The sequence below is a fragment of the Burkholderia sp. FW306-1C-G01B genome, assembly GCF_058781685.1.
The window spans coordinates 83,422-99,361 of sequence record NZ_JBYSWZ010000023.1 but is presented as its reverse complement, the minus strand read 5'-3'; the positions used below and the strand labels follow the sequence as shown (position 1 = coordinate 99,361).

17 protein-coding genes are annotated in these 15,940 nt (G+C 68.0%); 12 read left to right on the top strand and 5 right to left on the bottom strand.

Features of this window, described 5'->3' with window-relative positions; all coding sequences use genetic code 11:
- The 6 genes from AC3WLY_RS33340 to ptsP form a co-directional block, all read left to right on the top strand.
- A partial coding sequence (locus AC3WLY_RS33340) for an ammonium transporter (RefSeq protein ID WP_492332750.1) occupies positions 1-1,325 on the top strand: 1,325 nt, incomplete at its 5' end.
- Between the two features lie 243 nt (positions 1,326-1,568).
- The gene (gene gshA, locus AC3WLY_RS33335; protein WP_034179123.1) at positions 1,569-2,858 is read left to right on the top strand and encodes a glutamate--cysteine ligase; all 1,290 of its coding nucleotides are present in this window, start codon (positions 1,569-1,571) and stop codon (positions 2,856-2,858) included.
- A 27-nt stretch (positions 2,859-2,885) separates the two neighbouring features.
- Complete coding sequence (gene gshB, locus AC3WLY_RS33330) at positions 2,886-3,842, top strand: glutathione synthase (protein WP_175963613.1); 957 nt, start codon at positions 2,886-2,888, stop codon at positions 3,840-3,842.
- 233 nt (positions 3,843-4,075) lie between these two features.
- On the top strand, positions 4,076-4,546 hold the full coding sequence (locus tag AC3WLY_RS33325; RefSeq protein WP_034179121.1) for a PTS sugar transporter subunit IIA: 471 nt from the start codon (positions 4,076-4,078) through the stop codon (positions 4,544-4,546).
- 73 nt (positions 4,547-4,619) lie between these two features.
- Entirely contained in the window at positions 4,620-4,889 is a 270-nt protein-coding gene (locus tag AC3WLY_RS33320; RefSeq protein ID WP_072437289.1) for an HPr family phosphocarrier protein, read from the top strand.
- A gap of 201 nt (positions 4,890-5,090) precedes the next feature.
- Positions 5,091-6,863, top strand: coding sequence for a phosphoenolpyruvate--protein phosphotransferase (gene ptsP, locus AC3WLY_RS33315; RefSeq protein ID WP_131949220.1), 1,773 nt, complete (start codon positions 5,091-5,093; stop codon positions 6,861-6,863).
- Positions 6,864-6,960: 97 nt separating this feature from the next.
- On the opposite strand, the gene AC3WLY_RS33310 is transcribed toward ptsP, so the two are convergent.
- The 3 genes from AC3WLY_RS33310 to gpmA form a co-directional block, all read right to left on the bottom strand.
- Complete coding sequence (locus tag AC3WLY_RS33310; protein WP_072437288.1) at positions 6,961-7,713, bottom strand: HesA/MoeB/ThiF family protein; 753 nt, start codon at positions 7,711-7,713, stop codon at positions 6,961-6,963.
- A 121-nt stretch (positions 7,714-7,834) separates the two neighbouring features.
- Positions 7,835-9,382, bottom strand: a complete 1,548-nt coding sequence (locus tag AC3WLY_RS33305; protein WP_492310872.1) for a S41 family peptidase — start codon at positions 9,380-9,382, stop codon at positions 7,835-7,837.
- Positions 9,383-9,632: 250 nt separating this feature from the next.
- A complete protein-coding gene (gene gpmA / locus AC3WLY_RS33300; RefSeq protein WP_175963615.1) occupies positions 9,633-10,379 on the bottom strand; it encodes a 2,3-diphosphoglycerate-dependent phosphoglycerate mutase in 747 nt (248 codons plus the stop codon).
- 134 nt (positions 10,380-10,513) lie between these two features.
- On the opposite strand from gpmA, the gene AC3WLY_RS33295 reads away from it, so the two are divergent.
- From AC3WLY_RS33295 to AC3WLY_RS33275, 5 genes are all read left to right on the top strand, one after another.
- Positions 10,514-10,936 carry a rhodanese-like domain-containing protein gene (locus AC3WLY_RS33295; protein ID WP_034179117.1) on the top strand — a complete coding sequence of 141 codons (423 nt, stop codon included), beginning with the start codon at positions 10,514-10,516 and terminating at the stop codon, positions 10,934-10,936.
- Positions 10,933-11,193: a glutaredoxin 3 gene (gene grxC / locus AC3WLY_RS33290; protein ID WP_034179116.1), complete on the top strand. Its 261-nt coding sequence runs from the start codon at positions 10,933-10,935 to the stop codon at positions 11,191-11,193. The genes AC3WLY_RS33295 and grxC overlap by 4 nt, the downstream gene beginning before the upstream one ends.
- A gap of 107 nt (positions 11,194-11,300) precedes the next feature.
- Entirely contained in the window at positions 11,301-11,780 is a 480-nt protein-coding gene (gene secB, locus AC3WLY_RS33285) for a protein-export chaperone SecB (RefSeq protein WP_034179115.1), read from the top strand.
- Positions 11,781-11,805: 25 nt separating this feature from the next.
- Positions 11,806-12,804, top strand: a complete 999-nt coding sequence (locus tag AC3WLY_RS33280; RefSeq protein ID WP_152862606.1) for an NAD(P)H-dependent glycerol-3-phosphate dehydrogenase — start codon at positions 11,806-11,808, stop codon at positions 12,802-12,804.
- A 93-nt stretch (positions 12,805-12,897) separates the two neighbouring features.
- On the top strand, positions 12,898-13,422 hold the full coding sequence (locus AC3WLY_RS33275; protein ID WP_175963616.1) for an O-acetyl-ADP-ribose deacetylase: 525 nt from the start codon (positions 12,898-12,900) through the stop codon (positions 13,420-13,422).
- A gap of 22 nt (positions 13,423-13,444) precedes the next feature.
- Here AC3WLY_RS33275 and trmL read toward each other — a convergent pair whose 3' ends face one another.
- Both trmL and AC3WLY_RS33265 read right to left on the bottom strand, forming a co-directional pair.
- Positions 13,445-13,915, bottom strand: coding sequence for a tRNA (uridine(34)/cytosine(34)/5-carboxymethylaminomethyluridine(34)-2'-O)-methyltransferase TrmL (trmL, locus tag AC3WLY_RS33270; protein ID WP_034179112.1), 471 nt, complete (start codon positions 13,913-13,915; stop codon positions 13,445-13,447).
- Positions 13,916-14,022: 107 nt separating this feature from the next.
- Entirely contained in the window at positions 14,023-14,826 is an 804-nt protein-coding gene (locus tag AC3WLY_RS33265; RefSeq protein WP_492332749.1) for a ComF family protein, read from the bottom strand.
- Positions 14,827-14,909: 83 nt separating this feature from the next.
- On the opposite strand from AC3WLY_RS33265, the gene AC3WLY_RS33260 reads away from it, so the two are divergent.
- Positions 14,910-15,875: a methyltransferase domain-containing protein gene (locus tag AC3WLY_RS33260; RefSeq protein WP_072437281.1), complete on the top strand. Its 966-nt coding sequence runs from the start codon at positions 14,910-14,912 to the stop codon at positions 15,873-15,875.
- Positions 15,876-15,940 lie beyond the last annotated feature (65 nt).

Genomic DNA, 15,940 nt, shown 5'->3' with positions numbered 1-15,940 from the left:
CCGCCGCACCGGCTTCGGGCGCCGCCGCCGACGCATCGGCCGCCGCCGCAGCGTCCGCGCCGGCCGCACCCGCCGCGCCGACCGCACCGTTCTCCGTCGATTCGTCGAAGATCAGCGCCGGCGACACCGCGTGGATGCTGACCTCCACCGCGCTCGTGCTGTTCATGACGATCCCCGGTCTCGCGCTGTTCTACGCCGGCATGGTCCGCAAGAAGAACGTGCTCGCGACCGTGATGCAGAGCTTCGCGATCACCGCGGTGATCACGGTGCTGTGGACGGTGGTCGGCTACAGCCTCGCGTTCACGCCGGGCAACGGCTTCATCGGCGGCCTGTCGCGCGTGTTCCTGCACGGGATGAACTACATCAAGGGCGACAAGGCGACGACGCTGACCGTCAGCCACCTGGCGACGACGATTCCGGAGTCGGTCTACTTCGTCTACCAGATGACGTTCGCGATTATCACGCCGGCGCTGATCTGCGGTGCGTTCGCCGACCGGATGAAGTTCTCGGCGATGCTCGTGTTCATGACGCTCTGGTCGCTGATCGTCTATGTGCCGATCGCGCACATGGTGTGGGAGCCGACCGGCTGGCTGTCGGCCGACGGCGTGCTCGACTTCGCGGGCGGCACGGTGGTGCACATCAACGCCGGTATCGCGGGCCTCGTGTCGTGCCTGGTGCTCGGCAAGCGCGTCGGCTACGGTCGCGAATCGATGGCGCCGCACAACCTCGTGCTGACGATGATCGGCGGCTCGATGCTGTGGGTCGGCTGGTTCGGCTTCAACGCGGGCTCCGCGGTCGCGGCCGACGGCCGTGCCGGCTTCGCGATGCTGACCACGCAAGTGGCGACGGCCTGCGCGGCGCTCGGCTGGATGTTTGCCGAATGGATCGCGAAGGGCAAGCCGTCGGTGCTCGGTATCGTGTCGGGCGCGGTCGCGGGTCTCGTGGCGATCACGCCGGCCGCCGGCTTCGTCGGCGTGGCGGGCGCGCTCGTGATCGGCATCGCGGCGGGCGTGATCTGCTTCTGGTCGGCCACGTGGCTCAAGTCGAAGCTCGGCTACGACGATTCGCTCGACGCGTTCGGCGTGCACGGCGTGGGCGGGGTTCTCGGCGCGCTGCTGACGGGCGTGTTCGCGGTCAAGGACATCGGCGGCGCCGACGGCAGCCTGCTGCTGCAGGCGAAGGGCGTGCTGATCACGCTGGTCTACAGCGGCGTGCTGAGCTTCGTGCTGCTGAAGCTGATCGACCTGACGATGGGCTTGCGCGTGTCCGAAGAGGAAGAGCGCGAAGGCCTCGACGTGATCCTGCACGGCGAGCATGTCGAATAAGTCGTAAGGACGCACGGCGGGCCGCCGCGGAGACGGCGCCCGCCACGAATGAGCGCAGCGACTTCGGCCCGCCCACCCGGCGGGCTTTTTTTCTCCTGCCGCGTGCTGCCGTAGCGCATAACCCTTCGCGCTATCGGGTCAATAGCCGAAAACTTCCCCCAAACCCTTGCGAAGCCGGGAACAATCCCCAAATGGACAGGGCAATTGCTCTACAATCTTCATTCTCCCGCTCGCGAGTGATTCATGGTTCCCCACCTCGTTACCGCGTTGAACGGTCCGCTGCTCGAACTCGAGCGGAAGATCCTCGACGCGACGCCTGCGATCGAACGCTGGTTCAGGCTCGAATGGCAGGAACATACCCCGCCGTTCTATTGTTCGGTGGACCTGCGCAACGCCGGCTTCAAGCTGGCGCCCGTCGACGCGAACCTGTTCCCCGGCGCGTTCAACAATCTGCCGTCCGAAGTGCTGCCGCTCGCCGTGCAGGCCGCGATGGCCGCGATCGAGAAGATCTGCCCGGACGCGAAGAACCTGCTCGTGATTCCCGAGCTGCCGACCCGCAACGCGTTCTACCTGGAAAACGTCGCGCGGCTCGCGACGATCATGCGCCAGGCCGGCCTGAACGTGCGCTTCGGCTCGCTCGACCCGAGCATCACCGACATGACGCCGATCACGCTGGCCGACGGCCAGAAGATCGTGCTCGAACCGCTCGAGCGTTCGCAGCGCCGCCTCGGCCTGAAGAATTTCGATCCGTGCTCGATCCTGCTGAACAACGACCTGTCGGCCGGCATCCCGGCCGTGCTGGAAAACCTGCACGAGCAGTACCTGCTGCCGCCGCTGCACGCGGGCTGGGCCGTGCGCCGCAAGTCGACGCACTTCTCGTGCTACGACGACGTCGCGAAGAAGTTCGCGAAGATGGTCGGCGTCGATCCGTGGATGGTGAATCCGTATTTCGCACACGTCGAGGGGGTCGACTGGCAGGCGCATGAAGGCGAGCAGGCGCTTGCCGACGCGATCGACGGCGTGCTGAAGAAGATCGCGCGCAAGTACCGCGAATACGGGATCAGCGAGAAGCCGTACGTCGTCGTGAAGGCCGACGCGGGCACGGCGGGGCGCGGCGTGATGACCGTGCACGACGCGGCCGAGATCGGCCGCATGTCGAAGGCCGAGCGCGCGCAGATGGCCGAGTCGAAGGCTGGCCTCGCGGTGCGCGACGTGATCGTGCAGGAAGGCGTCTATACGTTCGAGCGCGTCGGCGACGAAGTGGCCGAGCCCGTCGTGTACATGATCGACCGCTATGTGGTCGGCGGTTTCTACCGCACGCACGGCGGCCGCGAGCGCGACCAGAACCTGAACGCGCCCGGCATGCACTACGTGCCGCTCGGCTTCGAGCACACCGCGCTGCCGGATGCCGGCGCCAAGCCGGGCGCCGCGCCGCCGAACCGTTTCTACATGTACGGCGTCGTCGCGCGGCTGTCGCTGATCGCGTCGTCGATCGAACTGGAAAAGACCGATCCCGAAGCCATCCAGGTGTAACGGACCTTCGCTACGTACAGGACCCGCATGGACATTCTCTTTATCGCCGACCCGCTCGAGCGCTTCAAGATCTACAAGGATTCGACCTACGCGATGATGGCGGAGGCCGCGCGGCGCGGGCACGTGATCTACACGTGCGAGCCGCACCAGCTTGCGTGGACCGGGTCGGGCGTCGAGGCGGACGTGCAGCGCGTGACGATCGTCGGCGATACGGCCGACCTGCATCGTCATCCGTGGTATGAGGCGGCCGCGCATGAATCCCGTCAAATGACGTCGTTCGGCGCGGTGCTGATGCGCAAGGATCCGCCGTTCGACATGGAGTACGTGACGGCCACGTGGATGCTCGAACTCGCCGAGCGCGCGGGCGCGCGGGTGTTCAACAAGCCGCAGTCGATCCGCGACCATTCGGAGAAGCTGGCGATCGGCGAGTTTCCGCAATTCGTCGCGCCGACGCTGGTCACGCGCGATGCCGCGCGGTTGCGCGCGTTCCACGCCGAGCACGGCGACGTGATCGTGAAGCCGCTCGACGGGATGGGCGGGATGGGCGTGTTCCGCGTGAAGGCCGACGGGATGAATCTCGGCGCGATCATCGAGATGCTCGGCCACGACGGCACGCGTTCGCTGATGATTCAGAAGTTCATTCCCGAGATCAAGGCCGGCGACAAGCGGATCCTGCTGATCGCGGGCGAGCCCGTGCCGTATTCGCTCGCGCGGATTCCGCAGGGCAGCGAGGTACGCGGCAATCTCGCCGCGGGCGGGCTCGGCGTCGCGCAGCCGCTGACTGCCCGCGATCGCGAGATCGCCGGGACGCTCGGGTCCGTGCTCGCGTCGCGCGGGCTGCTGCTGGTCGGCCTCGATGCGATCGGCGACTGGCTGACCGAGGTGAACGTCACGAGTCCGACGTGCTTCCGCGAGATCATGGAGCAGACGGGCTTCGACGTCGCCGCGATGTTCATCGACGCGCTGGAGCGTGCGGCCGCGTAGGCCGTTTTCCCGCGCAACCCCGGCGGCGGCCCGCGCAGGTCCCCCGTCGCCGGAGCAGCTTGACCGGCCTGCTACAATGCCCGCTCGCCCGGTGCCGTGATCGGCGCACCGAAGGCCCGGCGGTCGGGCCGACACTGTTGCAAGGCTGAACATGAAACGTTTCCCACACTCGCTACGCTCATTGCCCCGCCGCGGGGTATCGGCCCGCCAGGGGCGGCCGGGAGCGATCTGACATGGCCGGGATCCTGATCATCGCGCACGCACCGCTCGCCACCGCGCTGCGGGACTGCATCGCGCACATCTACGGCGGCGTGCCCGCGCGCATCGGCTGTATCGACGTGATGGCGGACAGCGATCCGACCCAGGTGATGGCGTTCGCGCACGCGGAACTCGCGCGGCTCAAGGAAGAGAACGGCGTGGTCGTGCTGACCGACATGTACGGCGCGACGCCCGCGAACATCGCGGGCCAGCTCGCGAAGATCGACAACGTGCGCGTGCTGGCGGGCGTGAACCTGCCGATGCTCGTGCGGGCCGTCTGCTATCGCACCGTGCCGCTCGACAAGCTCGTCGACAAGGCGCTGTCCGGCGGCGCGAAGGGCGTCCACGAAGTGGCGGCCGGCACGCCGCCGCCGCCGACGGAAGCCGGCTGCGGCCAGTGCGCGCCGATTCCGCCCGAACCGCAACCGCGCACCGAATCGCACTGATCATCCGTTTTCCGTTTTAGACAGCACCGCCGACGCGCGACGCCGGCGGTCCCGACCGACCCGACCGAGAATCATGCTTCAACAAGAAACCACCATCGTCAATAAATTGGGGCTCCATGCGCGCGCATCGGCCAAGCTTACGCAACTGGCCGGCAACTTCCAGTCGGAAGTCTGGATGACACGCAACGGGCGCAAGATCAATGCGAAGAGCATCATGGGCGTGATGATGCTGGCGGCGGGCATCGGCAGCACCGTGACGATCGAGACCGAAGGGGCCGACGAGCGGGAAGCGATGGACGCGCTGCTGAAGCTGATCGCCGACAAGTTCGGCGAAGGCCAGTAACCATCGCGCGGGATCGTTGCCGTTTCCAGCCAGAATGCCGCGGATTTCGCGGCATTTTTTTCGTCGGAAGCATTGATGTGGAATGCGCAATGCTGCAGTGCATGCAGTCAGCGGGGAGTCGCGGAATTTATAATCGCTAACCGGGGTCATAAGCGCATCGCAGCAGTGTGCCGCGGCTTTACTTGTACAGAGGAGGTGCGCGTGTCCTTCACGCTGCAAGGCATTCCCGTCTCACGAGGTATCGCGATCGGGCGAGCGTATCTGATCGCGCCGGCGGCGCTCGACGTCGCCCATTACCTGATCGAGGCGAACCAGATCGACGCCGAGGTCGAGCGTTTCCGCACGGCGCTCGACGTCGTGCATCACGAACTCGAAGCGCTGCGCGCCGACCTGACCGACGACACGCCGAGCGAAGTGGGCGCATTCATCGACGTCCACATGATGATCCTGAGCGACGCGATGCTCGTGCAGGAAACCATCGACCTGATCCGCACCCGCCGCTACAACGTCGAGTGGGCGCTGACCGAGCAGCTCGAGCTGCTCACGCGCCACTTCGACGACATCGAGGACGAATACCTGCGCGAGCGCAAGGCCGACATCGAGCAGGTGGTCGAGCGCGTGCTGAAGGCGCTCGCCGGTGCGCCGTCCGCGTCGCAGGCGCTCGACCGCGCGGCTGCGAACGGCACCAACGAGATGATCGTCGTCGCGCACGACATCGCGCCGGCCGACATGATGCAGTTCAAGACGCAGTCGTTCCAGGCGTTCGTCACCGACCTCGGCGGGCGCACGTCGCACACGGCGATCGTCGCGCGCAGCCTCGGCATTCCGGCCGCGGTCGGCGTGCAGCATGCGAGCGCGCTGATCCGCCAGGACGACCTGATCATCGTCGACGGCGACCAGGGCATCGTGATCGTCGATCCCGCGCCGATCGTCCTCGAGGAATATTCGTACCGCCAGTCCGAGAAGCTGCTCGAGCAACGCAAGCTGCAGCGCCTGAAATTCTCGCCGACGCAAACGTTGTGCGGCACCAAGATCGACCTGTACGCGAACATCGAGCTGCCCGACGACGCGAAGGCGGCCGTCGAGGCCGGCGCGGTCGGCGTCGGCCTGTTCCGCTCCGAGTTCCTGTTCATGCATCAGAAGGAGATGCCGGAGGAGGAGGAGCAGTTCGCCGCATACAAGCGGGCCGTCGAGTGGATGAAGGGCATGCCGGTGACGATCCGCACGATCGACGTCGGCGCGGACAAGCCGCTCGAGGCGCTCGACGAGGGCTACGAGACGGCGCCGAACCCGGCGCTCGGCCTGCGCGCGATCCGCTGGAGCCTGTCCGAGCCGCAGATGTTCCTCACGCAGTTGCGCGCGATCCTGCGCGCGTCTGCGTTCGGCCAGGTAAAGATCCTGATCCCGATGCTCGCGCACGCGCAGGAGATCGACCAGACGCTCGACCTGATCCGCGAGGCGAAGCGCCAGCTCGACGACGCGGGGCTCGCGTACGATCCGAACGTGCGCATCGGCGCGATGATCGAGATTCCGGCCGCGGCGATCGCGTTGCCGCTGTTCCTGAAGCGGTTCGATTTCCTGTCGATCGGCACGAACGACCTGATCCAGTACACGCTCGCGATCGACCGCGCGGACAACGCAGTCGCGCACCTGTACGACCCGCTGCATCCGGCCGTGCTGCACCTGATCTCCTATACGTTGCGCGAAGCGAAGCGCGCGGGCGTGTCCGTGTCGGTGTGCGGCGAGATGGCGGGCGATCCGGCGCTCACGCGCCTGTTGCTCGGGATGGGGCTCACCGAGTTCTCCATGCACCCGAGCCAGCTGCTCGTCGTGAAGCAGGAGATCCTGCGCGCGCACCTGAAGGCGCTCGAGAAACCGACGGCCGACGTGCTTGCCGCATTCGAGCCGGAGGAAGTGCAGGCGGCGCTGAAGCGGCTGTCGGTCGCCGAGCCGCGCGCGGATGCGGCCGCTTAGGTCGCTTAGGTCGCTTATGCCGCTCAGGCGCCCGCGTCGCCGCTAACTGCCGTGAAGTGTCGTGCATGCGCCGGCCGGCGCATGCGTCCGACGCGCGTCAGTGCCGGCCCCCGCACACGGGGCAGTCGGCCTGGCGCGCGATTTTCATCGTCGTCCATTCCATCCGCAGCGAATCGAGCATCATCAGCCGCCCGTTGAGCGTCGTGCCGATTTCGCCGATCACGCGCAGCGCTTCGGCGGCCTGCATCGCGCCGATGATCCCGACCGTCGGCGCGAACACGCCCATCGTCGCGCACGCGACTTCCTCGAACGGCTGGTCTTCCGGAAACACGCACGCATAGCAGGGTGCAGTTGCATCACGGAAATCGAACGTGCTGATCTGGCCGTCGAAGCGCAGCGCGGCGCCCGACACGAGCGGCACGCCGTGCGCGACGCACGCGCGGTTGATCGCATGCCGCGTCGCGAAGTTGTCGGTGCAGTCGAGCACGACGGTCGCGGCCGGCACGTGCGCGTCGAGCCACGCGTCGTCGACGCGCTCCGCGACCGCGTTCACCTTCACCTCGGGGTTCAGTTGCGCGAGCGCGTCGCGCCCCGATTCGACCTTGGCGCGGCCGACCGATGCCGTCACGTGCAGGATCTGCCGCTGCAGGTTCGTGAGGTCGACGGTATCGGCGTCGACGAGCGTGATCGTGCCGACTCCCGATGCCGCGAGGTACATCGCGGCAGGCGAGCCGAGGCCGCCCGCGCCGACGACGATCGCGTGCGCGTCGAGAAAGCGCTGCTGCGCCTCGATGCCGATTTCATCGACGAGGATGTGGCGGGAGTAGCGAAGGAGTTGATCGTCGTTCATGGGGAGATCGGGCGAAGCATGCCGCCGCCGGTGGCGCGGGCGTATCTGCGTATTCTAGGCGCACATGAAAAACGGGCCATCGCGGTCTTCCCGCGATGGCCCGTCGGATGCCGGCCGGCGCTTACTTCGGCGCCGACGCGGGCTTCGGTGCGGCCGGCTTCGCGCCCGCGCCCGATGCCTTCGAGACCGCGGCAGCCTTGCCGGCCGGGCTCTTCGTCGTGCTCTCGGCGAGCAGCGACTTCGATTCCTGGACGGTCTTGCCCTCGAGCTTGTTGAGCGCCTGCTGCATCATGAAGTCGTCGGCGCTGCCGAACTCGATCGGCTTGCGATCGCGATCCTTCTGGCGTTGCTCCGGCGTCTTCTTGTCGTTCTGCTCTTCGAGGACGCGCAGTTGATCCATCCGGCGCTGCTCGCGCTCTTCCTGTTCCTTCTTCTCGTTCGGGTCCTGCGTGTTCGCGAGGTGGTTCGTGTAGTCGACCTCGCGCGTCACGAGCACGTCGTCCGGATCGCCGTCCGCGTACTGATCGACCGGCACGTCGGGCGCGATGCCCTTGTTCTGGATCGAGCGGCCGCTCGGCGTGTAGTAATACGCGGTCGTCAGGCGCAGCGCGGTGTCGGCCGTCATCGGGCGGACCGTCTGCACCGAGCCCTTGCCGAACGTCGTCTTGCCCATGATCTGCGCGCGCTTCGAATCCTGCAGCGCGCCGGCGACGATTTCCGACGCGGACGCCGAATACGCGTTCGTCAGCACGATCATCGGCACGGTCTTGAAGACCGGCGGCAGGTTCTTCAGCGGATCGCCGTCGAAGGACGGCAGGCGATAGTTGTCGTACGTATCGCGGTAGACCTGCTTCGAATCGGGGATCTGGCCGTTGGTCGACACGACGACGGAGTCGGGCGGCAGGAACGCGCCGGCAACGCCGACCGCGCTCTGCAGCAGGCCGCCGCCGTTGTTGCGCAGGTCGAGGACCAGGCCCTTCAGGTTCGGCTGCTGGCGCGCGATGTCCTGCAGCTTCGCGGCGAGATCGGGCGTCGTGCGCTCCTGGAAGCTCGTGATGCGGATATATGCGTAGCCCGGGTCGAGCATCTTCATCTTCACGCTCTGGACCCTGATGATCGCGCGCGTGACCGTGACCGGGAACGTGCGGTCGTCGCTCTTGCGGAAGATCGTCAGCGTGACCTTGGTGCCCGGCTCGCCGCGCATCTGCTTGACGGCCTTGTCGAGCGTCATGCCGCGCACCGGCTTGTCGTTGATGCGCGTGATCAGGTCGCCCGGACGGATGCCGGCGCGGAATGCGGGGGTGTCCTCGATCGGCGAGATCACCTTGACGAGGCCGTCTTCCTGCGAGATCTCGATGCCGAGACCCGCGAAGCGGCCCTTCGTCTGCTCCTGCAGCTCGTCATAGTCGGTCTTGTCGAGGAACGACGAGTGCGGATCGAGGCTCGACACCATGCCCTTGATTGCCGCCGTCAGCAGCTTCTTGTCGTCGACCGGTTCGACGTACTCGCGCTTGATCTGGCCGAATACTTCCGCGAACAGGCGGAGCTGGTCGAGGGGAAGCGGCGCCGTGGCGGTCTGCTCGGCCGACGCGGAAATCTGCAGCGTGGCGAACACGCCCGTGGCGAGGCCCGCGGCAATCAGGCCGATGTTCTTCAATTTCATTCGCATAGAGAGTCTGGTGCGGTCGGGAAGCGCGTGGCGGTAGCGGGGATGTAGCGGACAAGTATAACTGTTCGTCCGATAACTCAGTGGAACGCAGCGAAAAGCGGCGAACAGGTGCCATGAGCCGGGCCCGGAGCAGGCCCGGCGGGGCGCCGCCGGGCGCGCTGCGGGTTCGAAAGCGGGTTCGACCGCAGCGGGGCCGCGAAGGTTCGCGCGGCGTGCCGCGCCGGATGCGGCACGCCCGGCGCGACGGGCGTCAGCCCGCCTTGCCCTGCTTCGCGACGGCGGCCTGCGCCTGCGCGATCGCGTCCTGGTCGCCGAGGTAATAGTGCTGGATCGGCTTCAGGTCCTCGTCGAGTTCGTACACGAGCGGCACGCCGTTCGGGATGTTCAGGCCGACGATGTCGCTGTCCGAGATGCCGTCGAGGTACTTGATCAGCGCGCGCAGCGAGTTGCCGTGCGCGGCGATCAGCACCTGCTTGCCGGCGCGGACCGCGGGCGCGATCGACTCGTTCCACAGCGGCAGCACCCGCGCGACCGTGTCCTTCAGGCACTCGGTGAGCGGCAGTTGCTCGCGCGGCACCTTCGCATAGCGCGGATCGTTGAACGGCGCGCGCTCGTCGGTCGGCTCGAGCGCGGGCGGCGGCGTGTCGTAGCTGCGGCGCCAGACGAGCACCTGGTCGTCGCCGAACTTCGCGGCCGTTTCCGCCTTGTTCAGCCCCGACAGTGCGCCGTAGTGGCGCTCGTTCAGGCGCCACGAGTGGACGACCGGCAGGTACATGAGGTCCATCCGGTCCTGCACGTGCCACAGCGTGCGGATCGCGCGCTTGAGCACCGACGTGTACGCGATGTCGAACGTGTAGCCGGCCTCCTTGAGCAATTCGCCGGCCTGGTAGGCCTCGTTGCGACCCTGTTCGGTCAGGTCGACGTCGACCCAGCCGGTGAAGCGGTTTTCCTTGTTCCACGTCGATTCGCCGTGGCGGATGAGAACGAGTTTGTACATGGATCTTGCGGTCGGTAGTGAAGGAAGCGGTGCGCGTCGCGCGGCACCCGACCCGGGCCCGCCATCGCGCAAGGCGGTTATTTTATAATGGCGGGATTGTCCTCATCCGATTTCTCTTTTTCCGGCGGAATTCCGTGACGTTCTTTACCGATTACACGAACCTGGCCCTCATCGCGATCCTGCTGGTATCCGGCGGCCTGCTGGCGTGGCCCGCCCTGCGCCGCGGCCGCGGCGGCCTGTCGGCCGCGGAGGCCACCCAGCTCATCAACCGCCGCAATGCGGTCGTGATCGACGTGCGCGCCGCGTCCGATTTCGCCGCCGGCCACCTGCCGTCGGCGCGTCAGGTCGCGGCGGGCGAGATCGGCGCGAAGATCGCGCAGGTCGCGAAGAACAAGAGCACGCCGGTGCTGCTCGTCTGCCAGAATGGCCAGCAGTCGCAGAAGGCGGCGCGCGAGGTCGAGGCGGCGGGCTACGCCGAGGTGCATGTGCTCGAAGGCGGCGTGGCTGCCTGGCAGCAGGCCGGGATGCCGGTCGTCAAACAAGGAGTAGCGAAGTGAACAAGGTTCTGATGTACAGCACGCAGGTGTGTCCGTATTGCATGCAGGCCGAGCGCCTGCTGAAGCTGCGCGGTGTCGAGCAGATCGAAAAGGTGCTGATCGACCGCGATCCGGCGCGCCGCGAGGAAATGATGACGCGCACGGGGCGCCGCACGGTGCCGCAGATCTATATCGGCGACACGCACGTCGGCGGCTACGACGATCTGTCGAAGCTCGACCGCGAAGGCGGGCTCGCGCCGCTTCTGCAAGCGGCCTGATTAGGGCAGAATGGCCGCCGGCTGCGCCGCGGCTCGGGCGCGCAGGATTCATCCGTGGCGGCCGGCGAGAAGCCGGGCCGCTCCGTCACCACTTTTAGGGAAACACCATGTCCGACGTCGAAAACCAACCGTTCTTCAACATCCAGCGCGTCTACCTGAAGGATATGTCGCTCGAGCAGCCGAATTCGCCGGCTATCTTCCTCGAGCAGGACATGCCGTCGGTTGAAGTCGAAGTCGACGTCAAGGCCGACCGCCTCGCGGAAAGCGTGTTCGAAGTCGTCGTGTCGGGTACCGTCACCGCGAAGGTGAAGGACAAGGTCGCGTTCCTGATCGAAGCGAAGCAGGCCGGCATTTTCGACATTCGCAACATTCCGGACGAACAGCTCGACCCGCTGGTCGGCATCGCTTGCCCGACGATCCTGTTCCCGTACCTGCGCTCGAACATCGCCGACGCGATCACGCGCGCGGGCTTCCCGCCGATCCACCTGGCGGAAATCAACTTCCAGGCGCTGTACGAGCAGCGTCTCGCGCAGCTTCAGCAGCAGGCCGGCGCCGCAGGCGCGCCGAACGGCACGACGCTGAACTGACGTTTCACACGGACCGGTGCTGGGTATGAAAGTAGCCGTTCTCGGCGCCGGTGCCTGGGGCACCGCGCTCGCGGGCCATCTGGCCGCGCGGCACGATACGCTTCTGTGGGCGCGCGACGCCGCGCTCATCGCCGGGCTGCAGGCCCGGCACGAAAATTCCCGCTATCTGGACGGCATCGCGCTGCCTGACGCATTGCGCTACGACGCCGATCTCGGCGCCGCGCTCGCGCATGGCGCAGCGGACGACGCGCTGTGCGTGATCGCCGCGCCTGTGGCCGGCCTGCGCACGCTGTGCCACGCGATGCACGACGCAGGCTGCGTGCCTGCGCACATCGTCTGGGTCTGCAAGGGCTTCGAGGCCGACACGCATCTGCTGCCGCATCAGGTGATCGCGGCCGAGCTGCCCGAACAGCGCAGCAACGGCGTGCTGTCGGGGCCGAGCTTTGCGCGCGAGGTCGGGCAGTCGCTGCCCGTCGCGCTGACGGTGGCGAGCGCGTCCGCCGAATGCCGCGAGCGCACGCTCGCCGCGTTCCATCACGGCGCGATGCGGATCTATACGGGCGACGACGTGGTCGGCGTCGAGGTCGGCGGCGCGGTGAAGAACGTGCTCGCGATCGCAACCGGCATTTCCGACGGCCTCGGCCTCGGGCTGAACGCGCGCGCCGCGCTGATCACGCGCGGCCTCGCCGAAATGTCGCGGCTCGGCGTCGCGCTCGGCGGCCGTGCGGAAACCTTCACGGGCCTCACGGGCCTCGGCGACCTGATCCTCACCGCGACGGGCGACCTGTCGCGCAACCGCACGGTCGGCCTGCAACTGGCGGCCGGCCGCACGCTGAACGACATCCTCGGTGCGCTCGGCCACGTGGCCGAAGGCGTGCGCTGCGCGCAGGCCGTGCTGGCGATCGCGCACGCGCAGTCGATCGAGATGCCGATCACCGAAGCCGTGTGCGGCGTGCTGTTCGACGGCATCGCGCCGCGCGACGCCGTCAGCGGCCTGTTGCGGCGCGACGCGCGCGCCGAGTAGCACGGCCGGGCGCCGCCCGGCGCGGTCGCGCCAAGCGCGCGGCGCCAAAGCGCACTACGCTTGAACAAGTCTCCGGCGTTTCGGGAGGTTGTCATGCTGCAGATCCATTCCACCACGCTCGATGCGCAACTCGTCGACATCACGACGCTCGATGTCGACGTGATCGTCAACGCGGCGAACGGCTCGCTGCTCGGCGGGGGCGGCGTCGACGGCGCGATCCACCGCGCGGCCGGCCCCGGCCTGCTCGCCGAGTGCCGCACGCTCGGCGGCTGCGAGACGGGCGACGCGAAGCTCACGCGCGGCCACGGGCTGCCGGCGCGCTACGTGATCCATGCGGTCGGGCCGGTGTGGCACGGCGGCGATCGCGGCGAGCCCGACCTGCTCGCATCGTGCTATCGGCGCGCGATCGAGCTGGCCGAAGAGGTGGCCGCGACGTCGATCGCGTTTCCGGCGATCAGTTGCGGCATCTACCGTTATCCGGCCGGCGAGGCCGTCGACATTGCAGTCGGCACCGTCGTCGAAATGCTGCCGCAGGCGCCGAGCCTCGCACGCGTGGTGTTCGCGTGCTTTTCCCCCGACATCCACGACCTGTATTGCGCGCGGCTCGCGCGGGCCTGACGCGGCCCGCGCCGCGCATGCGTCATGCGCCGCCTTCGAAGCCGGCCTGGCGCCACGCCTCGAACACGACCACCGCGACCGTGTTCGACAGGTTCAGGCTGCGGTTGTCCGGCCGCATCGGCAGGCGCACGCGCTGTTCGTTCGGGAAGCGTTCGAGCAGCGCGGCGGGCAGGCCGCGTGTCTCCGAGCCGAACACGAACCAGTCGCCCGGCAGGAACGCATGATCGTGGAAGCGGCCCGAGCCGCGTGTCGTGAACGCGAACATTCGCGCGGGATCGGGCGATTCGGCCGCGACGAAGGCGTCCCAGTCGCGGTGCACGCGCATCTGCGCATATTCGTGATAGTCGAGGCCGGCGCGGCGCATCCGTGCGTCGTCGAGCGGGAAGCCGAGCGGCTCGATCAGGTGCAGGTGCGCGCCGGTGTTGGCGCACAGGCGGATCACGTTGCCGGTGTTCGGCGGAATTTCGGGAGCGACGAGGACGACGTTGAACATGTTTCGGTTTGGCTGGGCCGGCCGGGGCGGAGCAACGCGCGCTCGTTCCCGGCCGGCCGGTTCGTGACGGCCGCGGCCGCGTGCAGGCGGCCGGCCTCTCTATTTAATTAATCCCTGGCGGTGCGCAGCGCAACCAGATTCGTCACGCGCGCGGCGCCTGCCGCCTTCAATGCGTGCGCGGCGGCCGCGAACGTCGCGCCGGACGTCATCACGTCGTCGACGAGCGCGACGTGGCGGCCCGCGACGTCGCCGGCCACCGCGAATGCCGACATCACGTTGTCGCGCCGCGCGCGCAGGGCGAGCCGCGACTGCGGCGCGGTGTCGGCGACGCGCGCGAGCAGCGCCGCATCCGCGGGCACGCCGAGCCGCCGCGCGAGCGGCCGCGCGATCGCCCATGCCTGGTTGTAGCCGCGCGCGACGAGCCGCCGGTGCGACAGCGGCACCGGCGCGACCAGGTCGAAGCCGCCGGTGCCGCGCGTATCGTCGACGAGCCGGGCGAGCCGGGCCGCGAATTCGGCGCCGAGCGCGAGCCGCGCATGAAACTTCAGGCCGCGCGCGAGCCCGTCGAGCGGCGCACGGTAATCCGCGAGCGCTAGCGTCGCATCGAACGGCGGCATCGCGGTGCGGCACGCGTCGCACCGGTACGCGGTCGTGCGGCCGGCGCCGCTGTGCCCGCCACGGAGCGGGCGCGAACGCGGTTGGCCGACGCCCAGCGGCAGCGCGCAGACGTCGCAGCGCAGCCGCGCTTCATTCCAGTACGCGGCGTCGCAAGCAATGCAAATCACGGTATGTGACAAATTGCCGCACAGTGCGCAGCGATTCGGCAGCGCGACCGCGGCGACGCGCGCAGCCAGCGCGCGAACCTGCGACAAAACGACGCGCATCGTGCGCGGAGCGGAACTGCGGATCATTGCGAACACTCCTGGCGGCCCCGTCTCGATGAAGCCTGCGGGGCGAGCGAGTATACTTCGGGCTCTTCGCCAGTGTGCCCGACATGTCCCCAGCTTCGACTTCAACAGGCCGTCCGGCCAATGACGCCAGGCGCCTGCGGCGGATCTTCGATCGCCGTGCCGCCACGTTCGACGCGGTCGCGTTCCTGCCGCGCGAGATCGCGCAGCGGATGAACGAGCGTCTCGAATACATCAAGGTGAGCCCCACGGCCGTGCTCGATGCGGGCTGCGGCCCGGGCGACGATCTGCCGGCGCTGCGCGCGCGCTTTCCTGAAGCGCCCGTATTCGGCGTCGACCTGTCCGGCGCGATGCTTGCGCGGGCCGGTCAGCGCGAGGTCGAACAGACGAGCTGGCGCCGCTGGCTGCCGGCCTCGCTCGGCCGGGCGCTGGGCCAGCGCGGCCCGCGCGTCGCGCAGGCCGACTTCGCCGCGCTGCCGTTCCCGGGCGGCGCGTTCGACCTGATCTGGTCGAATCTCGCGCTCCACTGGCATTCGCGCCCCGACGCCGTGCTGCCCGAATGGCAGCGCGTGCTGCGCGTGAACGGGCTGCTGATGTTCAGCACGCTCGGCCCCGACACGCTGCGCGAGCTGCGCGCAGCCTGCACGGATGCCGAAGCGGCGCTCGGCATCGCACAGCCCGCCGCGCGCGTGATCGATTTCGTCGACATGCACGACCTCGGCGACATGCTCGTCGAGAGCGGCTTCGAGATTCCCGTGATGGACCAGGAAGTGCTGACCGTCACGTACAAATCCCCCGATTCCCTGCTGGCCGACGTGCGCCGCTGGGGCGCCTATCCGTTCGAGCGGGCGGCGCCGCAGCGTGCGACGCGACGCTTTCGCGCGGCGCTCGGCGACGCGCTGGAAGCGCGCCGGCGCGCGGACGGTACGATTGCGCTGACCTTCGAGGTGATCTACGGCCACGCATGGAAGGCCGTGCCGCGCACGACCGCCGAAGGGCACGGGATCGTGCGCATCGAGGACATCGGAAAGGGGCGTCCGAAGAATCGGTAAAGCGGTAAAGAGGGGTTTTGTTATGTCCGAAATTAGCGGTGCAAAGCGGGGTCGAATTGGCGCCC